Source organism: Adonisia turfae CCMR0081, assembly GCF_011009555.1.
Classification (GTDB): Bacteria; Cyanobacteriota; Cyanobacteriia; order Phormidesmidales; family Phormidesmidaceae; genus Leptothoe; species Leptothoe turfae.
Genome location: NZ_QXHD01000004.1, coordinates 6,155,316 through 6,173,156 on the forward strand (window position 1 = coordinate 6,155,316; position 17,841 = coordinate 6,173,156).

Annotated in this window: 12 protein-coding genes; 8 read left to right on the forward strand and 4 right to left on the reverse strand. The window is 46.8% G+C overall.

The genetic code is table 11. The features are described from left to right. The 3 genes from DXZ20_RS30215 to DXZ20_RS30225 all read right to left on the reverse strand — a co-directional run. A partial coding sequence (locus DXZ20_RS30215) for a GAF domain-containing protein (RefSeq protein ID WP_163703662.1) occupies nucleotides 1–2,967 on the reverse strand: 2,967 nt, incomplete at its 3' end. Nucleotides 2,968–3,087: 120 nt separating this feature from the next. Beyond that, nucleotides 3,088–3,633 carry a chemotaxis protein CheW gene (locus DXZ20_RS30220; protein ID WP_163664960.1) on the reverse strand — a complete coding sequence of 182 codons (546 nt, stop codon included), beginning with the start codon at nucleotides 3,631–3,633 and terminating at the stop codon, nucleotides 3,088–3,090. Nucleotides 3,634–3,779: 146 nt separating this feature from the next. Next, complete coding sequence (locus tag DXZ20_RS30225) at nucleotides 3,780–4,709, reverse strand: response regulator transcription factor (RefSeq protein ID WP_163702652.1); 930 nt, start codon at nucleotides 4,707–4,709, stop codon at nucleotides 3,780–3,782. A gap of 612 nt (nucleotides 4,710–5,321) precedes the next feature. Here DXZ20_RS30225 and DXZ20_RS30230 point away from each other — a divergent pair. Both DXZ20_RS30230 and DXZ20_RS30235 read left to right on the forward strand, forming a co-directional pair. Next, the gene (locus DXZ20_RS30230) at nucleotides 5,322–5,936 is read left to right on the forward strand and encodes a cysteine hydrolase family protein (RefSeq protein ID WP_163664956.1); all 615 of its coding nucleotides are present in this window, start codon (nucleotides 5,322–5,324) and stop codon (nucleotides 5,934–5,936) included. Further along, on the forward strand, nucleotides 5,930–7,315 hold the full coding sequence (locus DXZ20_RS30235; RefSeq protein ID WP_163702653.1) for a sensor histidine kinase: 1,386 nt from the start codon (nucleotides 5,930–5,932) through the stop codon (nucleotides 7,313–7,315). Before DXZ20_RS30230 ends, DXZ20_RS30235 begins: the two co-directional genes overlap by 7 nt. Before the next feature lie 137 nt (nucleotides 7,316–7,452). Here the strand turns inward: DXZ20_RS30235 and DXZ20_RS30240 are convergent, their stop codons facing one another. Continuing rightward, nucleotides 7,453–8,766 (reverse strand): J domain-containing protein, encoded by a 1,314-nt coding sequence (locus DXZ20_RS30240; protein WP_163702654.1) that lies wholly within the window; start codon nucleotides 8,764–8,766, stop codon nucleotides 7,453–7,455. An 833-nt stretch (nucleotides 8,767–9,599) separates the two neighbouring features. Between DXZ20_RS30240 and DXZ20_RS30245 the strand changes: the two genes are divergently transcribed. From DXZ20_RS30245 to DXZ20_RS30270, 6 genes are all read left to right on the forward strand, one after another. Then, nucleotides 9,600–11,273 (forward strand): BCCT family transporter, encoded by a 1,674-nt coding sequence (locus tag DXZ20_RS30245; RefSeq protein WP_163702655.1) that lies wholly within the window; start codon nucleotides 9,600–9,602, stop codon nucleotides 11,271–11,273. Nucleotides 11,274–11,515: 242 nt separating this feature from the next. After that, a complete protein-coding gene (locus DXZ20_RS30250) occupies nucleotides 11,516–12,283 on the forward strand; it encodes a GntR family transcriptional regulator (RefSeq protein WP_250565981.1) in 768 nt (255 codons plus the stop codon). 46 nt (nucleotides 12,284–12,329) lie between these two features. Beyond that, nucleotides 12,330–14,357 (forward strand): dynamin family protein, encoded by a 2,028-nt coding sequence (locus tag DXZ20_RS30255; protein WP_163702657.1) that lies wholly within the window; start codon nucleotides 12,330–12,332, stop codon nucleotides 14,355–14,357. Between the two features lie 542 nt (nucleotides 14,358–14,899). Then, entirely contained in the window at nucleotides 14,900–15,517 is a 618-nt protein-coding gene (locus DXZ20_RS30260) for a helix-turn-helix transcriptional regulator (RefSeq protein ID WP_163664944.1), read from the forward strand. A 167-nt stretch (nucleotides 15,518–15,684) separates the two neighbouring features. Beyond that, on the forward strand, nucleotides 15,685–16,533 hold the full coding sequence (locus DXZ20_RS30265; protein ID WP_163702658.1) for an HAD family hydrolase: 849 nt from the start codon (nucleotides 15,685–15,687) through the stop codon (nucleotides 16,531–16,533). Continuing rightward, on the forward strand, nucleotides 16,526–17,830 hold the full coding sequence (locus tag DXZ20_RS30270; protein ID WP_163702659.1) for a glycoside hydrolase family 10-like protein: 1,305 nt from the start codon (nucleotides 16,526–16,528) through the stop codon (nucleotides 17,828–17,830). The genes DXZ20_RS30265 and DXZ20_RS30270 overlap by 8 nt, the downstream gene beginning before the upstream one ends. Nucleotides 17,831–17,841: the final 11 nt, after the last annotated feature.

Genomic DNA, 17,841 nt, shown 5'->3' on the forward strand with positions numbered 1-17,841 from the left:
TTGTTGGGCATCACCCACCACCCCTTCAGAAAGGCGCATGAGATCTTGAACGCGCTTGAGAACCTGGGTCAGAGACTCAGTTTGCTGGGTGATGGAGACGGCGTTTAACTGGGATGTCTGCCCCACTTGATCCGCCGCTTTTTGCACCTCTAAAACAATTTCAGTCAGGGCTGTATTTTTAGCCTTGAGCTGATCTAAATATTCACCCTGCTGCAGTGCCAGGTTAAGCTGGGCACCAATGCGGTGAACAAACTCTACTTCAGTCTCTTGCCACTCACGGGGTCCCTGGCACTGATGAATGGCAAATAAGCCCCAAAGCACGTTGCCTTTGAGTAAGGGAACGACTAAACTGGCCCGGACCTGAAGGTTAGCCAGTAGATCGACTAAGCAATTAGGCAGATCCAGGGTTTTAACATCATTGACGACCCAGTAGCGACCTTTTTGATAGTTTTCTGCCTGACCTTCAGCAAAACAGTGATCTTGTATCCTGGCGGCCATCGCAGACCGTACCCCTGGAGCAACGTCTTCTACAACAAACGCTCCGACACTATAGTTGGTGGCTGGATCAAATTGGTACAGCCCTACTCGATCAGCCTGAAGCATTACACGAATGTCACGGGCCACTGTTGTTAGAGCCTGGGGTAAATCGGTGGCTTTGCGGAGACGATCGATAATATTACTGATTAATTGTTCCTGCTGGGTTATGAGGGCCAGGCGTTTGAGGTAATCTGCTTGCTGCATTGCAGTCCCCACCTGTAAACCAATTTGTTTCAGGGCATTAATCTCTGCGTTAGTCCATGAACGGGGTTTCTCATTTTGATATGCACTCAGCACACCCCAGAGCTGACCTTTATTAAAGATGGGTACTGCCATATAGGCATTAATGCTAAATTCCTCCAGCATTTCAATCTCCAAAGGTGCATGATCAGCGGCATAGATATTGTTAATGACTAAGCTGTCTTGGTTGCGATAAGGCCCTCCCTGGGTTTCCTGCAAATTGTGCTTTGGCCAAATTGCCTGCAGATTTTCTTCTAAGTCTGAACTGGCCTGACTTTTTGCACTTGATCCATAGAGTAGTTCGGAACTCCAGTCAGCTTTGAAGCGATGGAAGGCGACGCGATCGCATACCAGCAGTTGTCGTACCGCTCGCTGTGTTACTTTCAAGATTTGCTCAGTGTCCTGGGCTTGCAAAATCTTTGGAATGATAGTGGACACTGAACGACCAATTTGAGCCGCTTTAGTCATTTGAGCCGATTGCTCTTGTAACTGGGCAACATAATTAGCCCCTTTCAGACTGACTTCCATCTGGCGGCTGATATCTTGTAAAACGTTAATATCACTCTCCAACCAATGGCGAGGCCCACTATGTTGAAAGGCACTTAACAAACCCCAAAGACTACCTCCCTGTCTAATGGCGACGATCAAGAAGGATTTAACGCCAAAGTGCTCTAACGTCTGAACATGACATTCACTTAACCCAGCGGAGTAAATGTCATCTGCGAGAAACGGTTGCTCAGTGTTGCGGAATCGCCCCCCTTGATTCTCTTGAATGTAGGTATCTTCCCAGGCGCTTCCCACCAATGATGGCCACCCACCGGTACCAGATTCATAGATAAAGTCGCCGAAATAATCTGGGCGAAATTTGTAAATGCAGACGCGCTCTGCATTCAGGAGATTACGAACCTCTTGTACAGCGGTTTGATAAATGTTTTCAGCATAGGCCGTATTACTAATTTTATTAATAATGTCGGGCAGGGCTTCCTGGTTTTTAGAGGCTTTGGCTTGATCCTCCATGAGTTCTGATTGATGCAAGCTGACCCCGACCAAGTCACCTAACTGAGTCAACAATTTGACTTCATTGGGGTCCCAGTATCGGGCACCATTATGTTGATAGGCCCCCAGCAAACCCCACAGTTTCTGTCCTTGATAAATCGCCACAATGGCACAGGCTTTAATGTCAAAGTCGGTTAGAGTCTCGACATGGCAAGGGGTAAGCGTGGGATCTTTGGCGACATGGTTGACGACAAATGGGTCAGATTGCCGAAAGATTCCTCCCTCATGCTTTTGCAGATGGCTATCTGCTAAAACAACATCACGCATCGAGGCTACTGGCCCCACTTTTGATTCAAAGACAAATTGAAAACTGTAGTCTTGACGAAACTGGCAAATAGCCACGCGATCAACATTTAGGAGTCTCCTAAGGTCTCGAGTGATGCCCCGAAAGAGGGTTTCTTGATCGGATAATTGACGGAGTTTGTCACTGACACTAGCAAGCAACTGTCGTTCAGCTTGCAGTCGTAATGGCTGAAGCTTTAAGATGAGTTCGGTGCCGACTTGATAGAGTAGGGCAATTTCAGAATCTTTCCACTGACGAGGGGCTGCACAATTTTGAACGACCAACAATCCCCATAACTGGTTTTCTAAAAAAAGAGGTAAGCCGAGACTAGCCTGCACCTGAAAGCGTTGGGCAGTTTGTGCCTGGTAGGGGGTGATAGCCTCTTCTGCAATATTACTAATGCTGATAACGGCTTGTTGCTGATAGTGTTGAGTGGTGGTTGCTCCAAAGAATAAGGGGGCAATAGTCTGTCCCAAAGCAGGTGTATAGCCGGACGTGAGTGACTCGGCAATGACAGTGCCTTGGGTTTCAGATTGAAACTGATAGATCAGGACTCGCTCTACATTAAATCGTTTACGTAATTGACTAACCGTAACCTGGTAAAGGTTTTCTAAGTCAGTGGCTTGAGCCATGGCGTTTGCGATCGCAAACGGTCGTCTACTCTGATTCTGTGAAAAGGGAATGGACTCTACTGCAAGGGTGATCTCAGTAGACTGGTCTGACGCAGTTTGACTTAGCGTCAACTCCTCAGCGGCTAGCATTAGTTCTGGAGACGAGTCCTGCTCTTCTGGAGATGGGGTATCAACGGTTGTCAGTAGCTCGTCTGAATTATTGTTAGCGATGTTATCCATGAATAATTTTAAACCTTAGTCGTGTGTAATTAATGTGTAATTTCAGCGTGTAATTTCAGCCCATAGCATCGAGTAATGCTGAGGTGAGCTCCTAGGTTAGAAGAGAAGGAGCTTAGGGTATTAAGGGGGACCTTGTAGAGAGCGTTCAACAATGACATCCACATCCAATACAGTACCTCCATGGTTTGGCAAATAGCCCATGACAAAAGGCGCTATTGCCGTCGAGTCAAATTCGGTTGGCAAGTGAATTGTCTCAGGAGCCACCATTTCCACATCATCCACCTGTTCTACCGCCAGACCAACCCTGCGATCGCCAGATTCGACAACAATAACTAATGGCTTTTCTAGGGATGGGGCCTGCTGCCACAGCGGCGGGGAGCCAACTAACACGTTTAGATCCGTCAGCCACAGAATGGCACCGCGCCAGTGGCATACGCCCAATAAATAAGCCGGTACCTCTGGTACAGGTAAAATCTCTACTGGCTCTAATTGCAATATCTCAATAATCGTTTCTAGGGGCAATAATGTTCCGTTCTCTCCGGAGAGTTTAAATCTCAAAAAACGTTGACGCGTATCTTCAGGAATGGGCTCCAGTCCAAGTGGATCCGACAGTGCCGCAGTCTCCTGAAGAGATGACTGTAGCTGACTGACAACAGTTGATGCCATGGCTGATGTGCTCAGGTGGATATAAGTTCTATAGTGTTGATGTTCACGCGAGGGCCTAAGTACTGATACTGAGAACAGCATCAGAATCAGAGTATTTATTGACTAATTAGCGAACATGACGGCCACTAAACACATTAGAAAAAAGATCAAAATTCACTTGGAGAAAGACTTTGGATGGTTTCTTCACGACTAGCACCCAAGTATTTGTTGAGTACCTTGAGGACGCGCTTTTTCTTGACCGGCTTGCTGAAGAATCCTGATGCACCAACGATTCTGGCGCGAATTCGATCGATAATACCATCATTATTAGTAACAATAATAATAGGAGTTGTTCGAAAGGTAGATATGCGTCGAATCTGAGCACATACCTCATAGCCATTGGTAAATGGCATCACCAGATCTAGAAAAATAACCTTAGGTCTAAGCTCCAATAATATAGGAATAGCGTCTAATGGTTCAGTAATATTGTCATATTCATAGCCTGCACCCCTGACAATTTCTGCCATAACTTGGCTATCTACCGGACTATCATCAACGTACACCACCCTTGATTGACTTGATGTTGTTGTTGGGTTAGTAGCATTTGCCACCTGAGCCCAACGCTTGGATATCTGAGCTTCTCTTGAACGTTGAGAAGCTGGCAAATGATCCTGGAATAATGGGCTTTCGAAACCATAAGATATGGCTGAAAGAGCAGATGCATTTTCAGGACTTAAGAGAGCCTTGATTTTATTCAGGACACTTGTTAAATCAATTGGTTTCAGCTCATAATCGTCACAGCCTGACTCGGATACTTTACCCCATTCGGCATCTGAGGTTAGTGCCATCAGCGCCATAATCGGGATGTTCTGAGTGACGGTGGAAGCCTTCAGGATCTTAATAGTTTGCCAACCATCAATTACAGGCAGATCTGTTGCAATTAAGATCAAATCCGGCAGCTCAGTGACCGCCATTAAAATCCCTTCATCCCCTCCATCATTGGCCAGCACCACCTCATATCCGTACTGTGCAAGTTGTTGTTGTAACATCCTACACATTGGCTCATCATGTTCTACTAATAAGATTTTCCAAGTCATAAAAGAGATTCAAATGAATATGGGTGTCTGGGCTAAAAGGCTTTGAACTTATTGGACTATAGTCAACAGCGCAGAGCCAAAGTTGCTGTTGACCAATGCCAAATCACAATAACCGTTTGACGTGAACCAAAGAGGCTATTGCTGCGACCCTCCATCCATTTGACTAATCAAGCTTTCCTGGGTGGAAATAGATTGAAAAAAATAGACCAGTTGCATAGATACACTCAGTTTCGACAACGAAATAATTTTTCTATTCGTTCTTATGGTTATAAAGATGTTCAGGAATAGGAAAAATTACTGGGGCGTTTTTTCATTAAATTGTTGATGTTCACTGGAATTAATCAGCATATATAGGGATTGATTGGCCCAATTATGCGTTAGACCAGAGCGCTACTGACCAAGACTGGATATAACCAATTACAAAATTCATATATGTGAGGTGGTTATCTAATTTTGTTTAAATATAATTTAAATTATTCTGAATGATTTGGAGTGGATGTAGGTAGTCGCTAATCGCGACCATCATTTACTGACTACACCGAGAATTCAACTCGTCAGGATATGGATTTTTAGGTATCAGACCTTACAGACGTGTTTATCCGATTTCGGCTTATGGATCCTCAGCGTACCGCCTTGCTTCTCATTGGTTTTCAAAACGACTATTTTGCTCCGGATGGAGTTTTGCACGGAGTGATCGATGCATCAGCTAAGGCTGTCAAGACAGTTGAAAATGTGACCAGGCTATTGCATTCCTTAGAAAATACCGCTGTTTTATTAATTTCTACCCCCATCTGCTTTACCCCAAACTATGAGGAGTTGGTCGAACCCGTGGGTATCCTAAAGACAATTAAGGATATGAGAGCTTTTCAAGAGGGCTCTAAGGGATTTGAAAGTATTCAGGCACTACTACCGTTTAAGGATAAAATTTTAGAGGTTCCTGGCAAGCGTGGATTTAATGCGTTTATCAATACTGATCTAGACGGAATCCTGCGAAAGAATAATATTGTTCACCTTGTTTTAGCGGGTGCTGTAACGTCTATTTGTATTGACTCCACTGGTCGCTCAGCCCATGAAAAAGGCTACCATGTCTCTATTCTTAAAAACTGTACATCAGCACGCACAACCTTTGAGCAAGACTTTTATTGCGAAAATATATTTCCTTTATATAGCGATACCATCACGTCTTCAGAGTTTTTGGAAAAGCTAGCCGTTGAATCGTTATGCTAGAGCCTGAAAAAGTCAACGAACTCTACACCCAAATTCAGTATCGCTTAATTGAAAAGGTTACAGAGTCAGAGCGACGTTATCGTACTCTAGTCGAAAATTTACGGGAGATCGTGTTCGAATGTGACTATTCGGGGGTACTGACATTTATTAATCGAGCCTGGACCGAAACGTTAGGGTATGCGTTTGGAGATGTTGTCGGTAAGTCCCTGGATCAGTTTATCAATGAGGATGACATTCATAAATGGCAAACAGCATTACAAATGCAAATCGACTGCTATTTAGAGCTGCGGTTTTATGCTGACAATGGCTCTCTATTGTGGTTAGAGCTTGCCATGCGGTTTGAGGATAGTAATAGCCTCTCAGGTGCACTGATTAATATCACTGAGCGTAAACAGGCTGAGACTTTTTTAAGACAGGCAAATGAGCAGCTCGAAGATAGAGTCAGACAGCGTACATTGGAATTGATAAGCGCCAATCAGAAATTGCAGCATACGATACGGCAGCTGCAGTATGCCCAGGGACAGCTTGTGCATAAAGAGAAAATGTCTAGCCTGGGCCGGTTGGTAGCTGGTGTAGCCCATGAGATTAATAATCCCGTGAGTTTTGTACATTGTAATCTTGAGCCAGCCCAAGCCTATGCCCAGGAACTATTGAGTTTGCTTGGGCTCTATCAGCAGCACTATCCTCAACCTGCTGAGAGTATCCAATCCATGCTTGATGATTGTGATATTGAGTTTATTAAAGGAGATTTTCCCAAGTTGCTAAGCTCTATGGAGTCAGGCACAGAGCGCATCAGAAAAATTGTCGATTCCCTACGAGGCTTTTCTCGCGTAGATGAAGCATTAATGACAAAAGTAGATATCCACAAGGGCATCGATGATACGTTATTGATTTTAAACCATCGCTTTAAGGGAAAAAACAGTGAAGAGAAAGGGATTCAGTTAATTAAAAGCTATGGTGAACTGCCATTGATTGATGGTTTTCCAGATCAGCTTAATCAGGTGTTTATGAATCTGTTGAGTAATGCCATTGATGCCCTCTTAGCTGTTGAGAAAAATGATGCTAGCGTATTAGGTAACACGTTGCTAAATTCTGTGCCTGTGTTGACAATTTGTACTCACGCACAGAATGGTTTTGTTAATGTTGAAATTTCTGATAACGGGCCTGGTATTTCTGAGGATATTATCTCCCGGGTGTTTGAGCCATTTTTTACAACTAAGCCGGTTGGAAAAGGAACTGGGCTGGGGTTATCGATTAGCCATCAAATTATTGTTGAAAACCATCATGGGCAAATAAGCTGTAGCTCTGATATTGGCCAGGGAACAACATTTAAAATCCAGATGCCGATAAATGGTGCGGGCGTTGAGGATGCTCGATAGGGTTTAATTTATAGCCGTTACTGATCCTCTCAAGGATCAGTAACGGCATTTGTGGCAGTTCCCGGTTGGGATGAATACAGTTTGGTGGTGTCAGTGATTGGTGAGTGTGGGTAATGTTTAATGCTATGTCACTAAAGCTAGATCCAGATACGCCAGACTAAATAGCCGATGCTCAAACACGTAAAGAACAGGCTGGGTGTTAGCCAGGTGGCAGCAACTACAGAATAATGTTGAATTTGGTGACAGCCGCTGTGGAGGGTTAAAAGTGTGTGGTGCAGAGCGATACAAAGCAGCAGCAACCACAGCCAGGGGATACCAATGGCCACAGGACTGATCAAGATAAAGATGCCCATGGGCAATAACGTGGCACCAGCGATAAACGTGTCGTCGGACCAACTGCCGTGGCGTCGTAGACAAAGACGGGAAACGGCCAACATCATAATTAAACTTAAAAAAGCGGCAGAACCCGAGAGCCAGAATGCGCCCAGGGCAATATTGCTGCTGGTTGCGCCTGAGGCAAACGGCAGCATGTAGCCGCCTAAGGTAAAGCTGCTCAGGGCCAGGGTGGCGAGTAAACAGCCGACGCGCAAAGCCTGGCGTTGATTAAGATGGCTATAAATGGCAGGCAACTCTTCTGCTGGGTTGCTCAGTAGGCCGAATAGTAATCGATTGAGCTGCCCCAGTAGGCCCCATCGCTTAGCGACAATTCTGCGGGAAGGGGTGCTGAGTTTAAAGCGCCGCTGTTTGCGGAGAGCGTGGATGCGATCGCAACTCCGATGATAGCCTTCCAAGTCTCCCTGGGCTTGGTAATACATAGAGGCAGTTTGAAAGTCAGTGGTGGCCTCGTCCCATTCCTGGATATCTTCATAGGCCACTGCCCGTTGAAAATAGGCTTGGGGATCATCGGGTTCAAGGACAATGGCTTCGGTAAAGGCAGCGATCGAGCTCTCCGTATAGCCCAGACGATAGCGCGCCAAACCAAGGTAGTAATACGTCTGGGGTAATGTATCTGAAAACTGTAGTAGCCGCTGACAGTCTGCCAGTACCCCGGCATCATCTTCTAAAATGTAGCGCACTTGAGCCCGTCGTAAATAGGCCTCAGCTAAGTTTGGCTGTAGCTCAATGGCTTGGTCAAAATCTGCCAATGCCGCTTTATAACGCCTTGCTAAGGTTTGCTGAATACCCCGCAGGTAGAAATCATGGGCTGTTTGGGGTCGAGTGCCATCATATTCAGTGGTGCCTGTGCAGTCATAGCGCTGTCGCCGCACCTGGTCCGTCAACACTTCATAGGCCTCATGCAGGGCTCGAAACTTTTCCAGGGCTCTTGGATCGTTTGGGTTTAAGTCGGGGTGATAGCGTCGTGCTAATCGTCGAAACGCCGCTTTGATTTCTGTTTGAGTGGCATCGGGCGATACCTGTAACCGGGCGTAATAGTCGTCAGGAATGGCCATAGACAACCAAACAAGTGGGATATGGATGGGGTGATGATGTAGGAGATGTCCTTATTGTAATCATTTAGTCAGGTGAATCGTAACTCACGACGCAATACTCCCTATCAACGACGCACCGTCCCATCCGATGATAGACCCTCTCTGTAGGTCCCTAAGGATGTCATGGGTGACCCTAAGGATATGTCTGGTTCTTACAGCTCGACAGAATCGCAAACGGATTTCGAAACAACACGGGGGATTCATACTCTGCCTCAATTGTCATGGACCCTGTCTAGATCAGTGACCGTCAAACTTAATACTTTTTAGTCTGTAAATCACAAATTTGAACTTGTAATTACAAGTCTTGAAAATAGGGAATATGGAGTATTTTTTCAATTTAGACTGTCATATTTTCGACAATTTTTAGATTTTTTCTAGAAGTCGTATTCAGTTTCTGGTGCATCATAAAATCTGAAACTTTTATTAAGATCTTCTCTATAACTCTCTATAAAAGGACATTAGCCTTCTAAAATTTCTAGGGATGTTCAATTTGAATCCAGGGTATCTAATCCAAATATTTTCAAGGTCTTCAGAAACCTGGATTGTTAACCTACACAGTTGAAACATCCTCTAATAGTTAAATTTCAATCAGCAATCTATGGCATTCAAAACATGTAGTGACAACTGTAGAGATAAAGACAGAGGCTTAATAATGTGCCCTTTATCGTGCAGCTAACGTCGAAATCTGATGATGCGCTGCTGATTTTAAGAACATCATCATTGTTGATCGAAATTTATGAATTTTTTCTTAGAGCACATAGCTATGTGCTCTAAGCATTGGAGTAGTACTACTTATGACCCATCAAGAACCTGGTGCTCAAGGGCAAGAACCCTTGAGCACACCGAGGTCGCATCGAAGTCGTCGTCAGCCTGGCGATCGCAACGTCACTGGCTATGGCTTTGATTTCCATCCGGAGGTATTTCTAGTTTCCGCTGGTCTCATTGTGCTGTTTGTGCTGGTGACCCTACTCTTTCGCGAGCCTGCCGAGACTGTTTTTGGAGACATTCAAACCTTTATTGCGGAGGCGATGGGCTGGTTTTTAATCTTGTCCGTCAGCATTTATCTAGGGGTGGCTATTCTTCTCGCCTTTAGTAAATTTGGCAGAATTCGTTTGGGCGGCCAAAACGCTAAACCTGAGTTTCCCACCTTTGCCTGGATTGCCATGTTAATCAGTGCGGGTATGGGAATTGGCCTGATGTTTTGGAGCGTGGCCGAGCCCATCTACCACTTCCAGGATCCGCCCGCGCTCATTGGTGCCATTGAACCCTTGTCTCAAGATGCGGCCCAACAGGCCCTGGGGATTACCTTTTTTCACTGGGGTCTGCATGCCTGGGGTATCTATGCCATTGTGGGGCTGTCCTTGGGCTTTTTTGCTTATAACTGGGGGCTTCCTTTAACCATTCGTTCCGTGTTTTATCCCATTTTGGGTGATCGTATTTACGGATGGGGTGGCAACGTCATTGATATTCTGGCCGTCGCTTCTACTCTTTTTGGATTAGCGACCTCCCTAGGCTTTGGTGTCCAACAGGTTAATGCAGGCTTTAACTTCCTGGTGGGTCTACCCATCAACACGCCCATCCAGATTGGTTTAATTGCCATTATTACGGGGTTTGCCACAGCGTCAGTTGTTTCTGGTTTAGACTCCGGTGTGCGCCGCTTGAGTGAACTCAATATGATTTTGGCGGCCATCTTTATGGCCTTTGTGTTGTTGGTGGGTCCCACCTTGTTTATTTTTGGTTCCTTTGTTCAGGTTGTTGGCTACTATGCGGCCTCCTTGCCCACCCTCAGCTTTTGGACGGAAACCTTTGAGGGAACAGCCTGGCAGAATAGTTGGACCGTATTCTACTGGGGATGGTGGATTTCCTGGTCTCCTTTTGTGGGTATTTTTATCGCCCGTGTTTCTAAGGGACGTACGGTGCGTGAATTTATCTTAGGTGTGTTGCTGCTGCCGACAACACTGACATTTTTGTGGATGTCGGTATTTGGTGGAACAGCCGTGTCAATGGAGTTGGGTGAACTATCGGGCACCATCAGCAATGCGGTTAATGAAAATGTGGCCACTGCTTTATTTGTCATGTTGCAACAGCTGCCCCTAACGGCAATCACCTCCTTTGTGGGAATTTTGTTGGTGGTGGTTTTCTTTGTGACCTCGTCGGATTCTGGTTCTTTAGTCGTGGATAGTGTGACGTCTGGTGGAAAGTTAGATTCCCCTGTACCGCAACGGGTGTTTTGGGCGGTAATAGAAGGTGTTGTTGCTGCGGTGCTGTTGTTAGGAGGTGGTCTACAGGCGTTGCAAACGGCATCCATTGCCACGGGTTTACCATTTGCGATTGTGTTGTTGGTGATGTGTTTCAGCTTGTATAGGGGGCTAAGTCAGGAGTTGGCGATGATTGAGGGAAAAGAGTTGCAGATGGCTAAAGAAAAAGAGTTGCAGATGGCTGAAGGAGTTGTTGAGGAAGCGGTTTAGGAAGTGTTGGTTTGAAGTGAGGGGCTCAGGGCTTTCCTCCCTTTCGGAGGAAAGCCCTGAGCTATCCCATAGCCCCAGCGAAGTAGATTGCCCCCCCCAGCCAACAATGAACCGAACATATCTGCGACTGGACCAGTGAATTATATTCCCAATAAAGTTAATTGATTTCAATCCATTAAAAACTAGGGTCTTTTTTTCCGGTAGGATGTCTGGAGTAACCCCTGGAAATGACTTTACACCCTATGGTTCCAAGTGAGCCAGGTGCAGGCAAACAACCACTGCACATGGTTATTTCAGAGCAGTTAAAAGAAAAAATTGAAGCGGGTCAATATGAGCCGGGGCAACGGTTGCCCAGTGAATTTGATCTTGGAGAACTCTTTGGCGTTAGCCGTACTACGATCCGCAAAGCCATCTTAAACCTGATTCAGCAAGGTCTGGTTAGAAGTCAGCGGGGTAAAGGTAGTTTTGTCAGCGGTCATCACAAGATCAACATTTCTATCTCTAACCCCATGACCCATTTCGATATTGCTTTTCGGCAACAGGGCTATGAGGGACGAATCCAATCGTTAAAATTTCAGCTAACCCAGGCCTCTGCTGAACTAGCACACACCCTCGCCGTTGCTCAAGGAACCCATGTGTATGAGCAAGAGAAAATCATTTACGCTGACGATAGTCCCATTGCTCTAGAAATTGACTATTTCCTTGAGACAATTGGTGTATCCCTGGCAGACCAGTTGCAGCAAGGGTTTACGTACAGCACATTAAAGGCTAACGGCGTTAATCTCAGTACTGGTAAAGTGACGTTGGGGACTGTACCTGCCACCTATGAGTTGACCAAGCACTTAAATATCCCGTTAGGCATGCCGTTGCTAGTGCTTGATTTTGTTGTTTTTTCAGATAACCTGCAGCCGGTTGTGTGTGGCAAGGTGCTGTCGCATTCTAACTGGCTTTGTTACACATCTGAGATCACAGATCTCAATTTTGGGGATTTGAGGCACACTGGGTTGTAGGTATAGTCGGATAATCCTTCGCTTTTAGTAGTTCTAGCGTGCTTTTATGGTCACACCCCAGGCAGCAAACGGTTCCAATGCTCACCCGCAAATGGCAGGCAGCCTTGATGCACTGATCCATAGTCGCAAGCAGGCAGCCCAGGTTTTAAGTCAAATTGCGATCGCAATGGATCGGGCTGAAACTACGGAGCGGTCTGGCCAACTGGGGTTAACCCGCCACATTCGTACCCTAAAAAGTACGGCGGAGCAGCTACAGCAGGGCAAGTATCGCATCGTGGTACTGGGTGAAATGAAGCGGGGTAAGAGCACCCTGATCAATGCTCTGGTGGGAGAGGCGCTGCTGCCAAGTGATGTCAATCCCTGCACGGCGTTATTGAGCCTGCTACGCCACGGCCCAGAGCAACGGGTGATGGTGCACTATACCGATGGCAAATCCCCTAAAGCCATTGATTTTGATACCTTCCGTGCTAACTACACGATTCCTGCCGATGAAGCCCGGCATCTGGAAACCAATGCGTTCCCTGACATTAGCCATGTGGTGATTGAATGCCCGGCTCCGCTGCTGGCATCGGGACTAGAAATCGTTGATACCCCAGGCCTCAATGATACTGAAGCCCGTAACCAACAGGTGCTGAGCTATTTAAACGAAGCCCAGGCCGTTGTGTTTGTGCTGGATGCATTGCAGCCGATGACATTGGACGAGCGGCGCTACTTGCAAAACTATATTCAAGGCCGCGATCTGGATTGCTTTTATGTGGTCAATGGCTGGGACCGGATTAAAGTCGGCCTGGTTAATCCGGAGGATGCAGCCGCGTTGACTGAAGCGGAACAGCGTCAGCGTCAGGTATTTGCCCAGAGCCTGCCCGAAGATGCCAGCTGGTTTGAGGTATCAGCCCTAACGGCCCTGCGTCAGCGGCGTCAGGGAAAATCCCTGGCCGGTAGCGGTGTGGATAAGTTTTTAACTGAGCTGGAGTCCTTTTTGACCCAAAGCCGTGGTCAGGCAGAGATTCGGCGGGCGGCCAAGCTCGCCCATCGGGCCTACAGCGCGGTGCAAGAATCGGTGGCCCGGCGGATTCCTTTACTAGATGAAGATCTAAGTGAACTACAGCAACGGGTCGCTTCAGTTGAAGAGGAATTTGGCAAACTGGAGAAGATTCGGGATAATTACCGACAGCTGATTCGGGGAAGATGCGATCGCACGGCTAAAGCCATTGCTGATTCCTTCAAAACCTATATCCTCAATTTAGAAGAAACCTTCGAGACCGATTTTGTTGCTTCCCAGCCCGATCTGGATTTTCTTGATTTTCTAGATGAAGATGCACGGGATGACTTCTACAAAGAATTCAAGCGTGCCTTTGAGCGTTATATTAACGATCGTCTAGCTGCCTGGGAGTTTACCGCCAAGCAAAAGATTGGTCAGTCCTTTGACGAGCTCAATGAGAGCGCTGCGGATTATCAGGTAGCCTATGCCGAAGTGGTCGAAGTAATCCACGAGAAAATGATGGGGCGTAAATTCTATGCCCCCAGCACAGACACTGCAGATGAAGCGCGTCCTTGGATTGATAATATTCGCGATCTCTTTGATGAGATTCCCGACACGTTGAACGATGCGATCCAGCCCTTTAATCATTTTTGGCAATCAGTGTTGCAGATGGCGGTGAGCTATGTGTGTATTGTGATTGCGCTACAGATTTTAGGGTTATTGTTTAGCAGTTTGTTCTTAAATATTATTGGTGTGATTGCTGCTGCGGGTGGCGTTTTAGCAGTGCAAGCAGAGTTTGTGCGTCAAGAATTTATCAAGGCAACGCGCAAAGAGTTTGTGAAGCACTTGCCCCAGATTGCAGCGGACCAGTGGCAGTCAATTTACAAGGCGGTAACAGATTGTTTTGGTACCTATGAAGAACGGGCCATTGAGCGGATTAGCAGTGATATTGCAGCGCGACGTTTGGAGTTAAGCAGCCTGGTGGAGAAAAAGCAACAGAATGAGATTAATCGCGAGCAAACGGTAGAGCGATTGAAATCATTGGAAGACAGTATTCAGCAAGAATTAGAAGTATTACAGGGGATGGTGTAACGGTAGGGTGGCAGTTCCCTACGGATACCCTTTGCCTATACTCTGACCCTATATCTGCCCACCATAACCTATGGTAGCTACTCCAGACGAGTTAGCCACATCAGGGTTCTCTTTACCCATGCGTTACGAGGTAAAAAACTCAGCTAGGTAATCTCTCTCAGTCTCGTCGTAAGCACCGTGAAAGTGATGATTGGCAACGATGTTGCTTTTGATGGTTGGGAGAAATGGGCAGCCCCTTTGCAGTTTTCTGCAATATTATTCATCGAAAAATGGCAATAAAGTGCAGTCTCAATTGTCCAGAAACAGCAATGATATTCAGGGGCTAATTCCTCATAATTCTCATAAAGACAAGTTGGTATCGAAGATTATTCTTACTCTGTTTGAGAATCTGCTGCTGGGACTCAACTAGCTACTCAGCCCGGTTGAGCCTGTTTTGCTGACGCTGTAAGCCATTTATTCAAAGCCAAATTTTTGAGCAACCGTTTGAACAGGCTTCAAACACCTGATTGTTGTACCTCACTGTTGAACCTGTGCGTAGCCCCATGACTTCTCAAAACCCTAACCAGCTATCTCAACCATCATCGCCCTTAGGTGTCCATGGCCCTAACCGTGAACTGATGGATGCTATTATCACCAGCTGGATTGATGGCATTCTGATTTTGACGAAAACGGGTGAGTTAGTGCGCAGTAACTCCATTGCAAAACAAATTTGCGATCGCATCACCCAAACCGATTCTGGCCAGATCCCCAAAGAAATCTGGCGCACCTGTCGGGTACTGATTCAAGGCTGTAACGAGTATACTGAGGGTCCAGTGGTTGCCGAATCAGAACTCAGTGTGAAACCCCACGAACATTTTCGCATTCGTGCCCGATGGTTTGATTTTGGTGACCATGGCAACAATGCTTACATTTTGGTGATCTTAGAAGATCAAAACTATTCCAAACGGAATTTGGCCATTACTGAAGTGGATCGCTATGGTCTCAGTCCCCGTGAGGCAGAAGTATGGTTGCTACACCGCACGGGCTACACCTATCGAGAAATTGCTGCCGAGCTATACATTGCCGTGAATACGGTGAAGAGACACATCAAGAAGATCTATGTCAAACGACATATGGCCTTGGTGAAAGAAGAGACTTACACCGATAACCTGGCCAGTTAACCATGTCAGCTAACAACGTCAAGCAATTCTTTAGCATGGTGGACAAATGTAATCTTTAGGAGCCCACCGCTAGACAATGGCACCCATAGCTGCCATAACTAGGTGGGACAAAGCCTCGCTTGTATGATTTTCCTCAACTCTGAGGAGTATTGGACTCAAGATTGCCCATGCCCACACTGTATGTTTCAGATCTCGATGGCACGTTACTAACACCAACGGCCACTTTGTCCACTTACACCCGAGCCACTCTCAAGCGCCTACTAGAATCCGGTTTACCATTTACCGTCGCCACGTCCCGCAGTGTCAGTTCGGTTGGCCCCATTTTTCAGGGCGTATCACTGCCATTACCGGTTATTGAGCTAAATGGTGCCTATATTACTGACTTGACCACCGGGCAGCATCTGATTGTGAATGACATTGCCACGGAGCTGGCCATAAAAATTCTAAAGTTAGTGCAAGATTATGGCGTTAAACCGCTGATTTCTAGTTATAACGGTCAAGATGACCATGTCTATTTCACCCATGATGTGAATCCAGGCATCCAATGGTACATCGATGATGCTGAGCGTAATGAAGATGGCCGTTGGCACTGTCGGACTGACTTAACGGAAATCTTTGACGAACAGGTGATGCGGTTTACACTGATTGATACGAAAGCGCGTTTAACCCATCTAGAACAAGCGTTGAATCAGCACTTTCCTGGCTGTCTTGATATGCATCTGTTCGAAAATCCCTATCAGCCTGATTGGTACTGGCTGACTCTACAGGATCGATCGGCAACTAAAGCAAATGGTATTCGTGAATTGCAAGCATTTCACAAGCTGCATGATCATGATCTGACCGTGTTTGGAGACCACAACAACGATATTTCCATGTTTCAACTGGCCGATGTGGCAGTGGCAACGGCGAATGCGACGCTAGAACTACAGCAACATGCAACCGAAATCATTGGTCACCACAGTGAAGATAGCGTAGTGAAATACTTAGAATCCCGTTGGTCAATGGTGAATGTCTGAAGCTAAGTCCCCTGGTAAATCATCCAGGACCTCCCCTGCTAAATCATCGAAGCAGTCACGCTTGTTACTACGGGCTAAATTAGCCAGACGTAGGCGACGGCGCTATTGGGCCTTGGGCATTGCGGCGGTGTGGCTTGTGTTGGCCTGTTGGCAGGCTCCAGCGGTCAAGTTGACCACCAGCAACCAGATTCGCGGTGTGTGGATGACCAATGTGGCGGCGGCTATGAACTACTTCAGCTTTCGCCTGGATGATGCGGTGGCTAACTTGGCGGAGCATCGGATCAATACACTCTATCCCAGCGTTTGGAACCAGGGGTATACGCTGTATCCCAATGAGGTGACTAAAAAAGCGGGCGGGCGATGTTGCGATCGCATCGCCAATGTCCCTTTCTATCCCTTTGATGATATTCTCCATAGCCTCACCCGTCAGGCCCACCGCCACAACATGCGCCTGATCCCTTGGTTTGAGTATGGCCTCATGGTGCCAGCAACATCGCCCATTGCCAGGGCCCACCCCGAGTGGTTAACCACTAACCGAGCAGGCGCTAGTATTCCGGCACCGCTATCGGCCCATCCATTGCTGCCGCAGCCCCTAAAAAACGTCCAAATGGAGATTACCGGTGGCAATATTGCCTGGCTTAACCCCATGCACCCAGAGGTACGCCAGTTCATGATCGACTTGATTGTCGATGTGGTCAAGCGCTATCCAGTGGACGGTATCCAGTTGGACGATCACTTTAGTTTGCCAATTTCCATGGGCTACGACCCTTATTCAGTGCAGCTCTATAAAGACACCCATGGCGGTGCGCCACCCCCCGATGATCCCAGTGCTCCGGGTTGGGTTGCCTGGCGGGCCCACGCCATTACTACGCTACTAACCGACATCACCCAAGCGGTCAAAGAGGTACGCCCAGAAGCGATTATTTCAGTTTCTCCCAATCCACCTGGGTTTGCCTATCGCAAGTACCTTCAAGACTGGGTCCAGTGGGTCAATTTAGGCATCGTCGATGAGGTAGTCGTGCAGCTTTACCGTGACGACCTCAGCATCTTTGAAAAAGACTTGTATAGCAGCGGGTTTCATAACCTGCGTAACCAGGTTCCCATTGCCATTGGTCTCTACACAGGGCCACTGGCAGCAGCAAAAGATTTCAATCGTACAGTAGATGAAATTTCAGCTGTACAGCAGGCAGGTTACCGTGGTGTTGCCTTTTTCTCATGGGAAACAACATTCTGGGTCCTGAGAAAAGCGCCTGATCTAGAAGTGAGACAAACCCTAGAGCGCTTGTTTCAGTCTTAACAGTGAGATGA

Coding starts and splice junctions, on each gene's coding strand:
- DXZ20_RS30220 (WP_163664960.1), bottom strand. CDS start 3,633: ATGGCATCAACTGTTGTCAGTCAGCTACAGTCATCTCTTCAGGAGACT.
- DXZ20_RS30225 (WP_163702652.1), bottom strand. CDS start 4,709: ATGACTTGGAAAATCTTATTAGTAGAACATGATGAGCCAATGTGTAGG.
- DXZ20_RS30230 (WP_163664956.1), top strand. CDS start 5,322: ATGGATCCTCAGCGTACCGCCTTGCTTCTCATTGGTTTTCAAAACGAC.
- DXZ20_RS30235 (WP_163702653.1), top strand. CDS start 5,930: ATGCTAGAGCCTGAAAAAGTCAACGAACTCTACACCCAAATTCAGTAT.
- DXZ20_RS30240 (WP_163702654.1), bottom strand. CDS start 8,766: ATGGCCATTCCTGACGACTATTACGCCCGGTTACAGGTATCGCCCGAT.
- DXZ20_RS30245 (WP_163702655.1), top strand. CDS start 9,600: ATGACCCATCAAGAACCTGGTGCTCAAGGGCAAGAACCCTTGAGCACA.
- DXZ20_RS30250 (WP_250565981.1), top strand. CDS start 11,516: ATGGTTCCAAGTGAGCCAGGTGCAGGCAAACAACCACTGCACATGGTT.
- DXZ20_RS30255 (WP_163702657.1), top strand. CDS start 12,330: ATGGTCACACCCCAGGCAGCAAACGGTTCCAATGCTCACCCGCAAATG.
- DXZ20_RS30260 (WP_163664944.1), top strand. CDS start 14,900: ATGACTTCTCAAAACCCTAACCAGCTATCTCAACCATCATCGCCCTTA.
- DXZ20_RS30265 (WP_163702658.1), top strand. CDS start 15,685: ATGCCCACACTGTATGTTTCAGATCTCGATGGCACGTTACTAACACCA.
- DXZ20_RS30270 (WP_163702659.1), top strand. CDS start 16,526: ATGTCTGAAGCTAAGTCCCCTGGTAAATCATCCAGGACCTCCCCTGCT.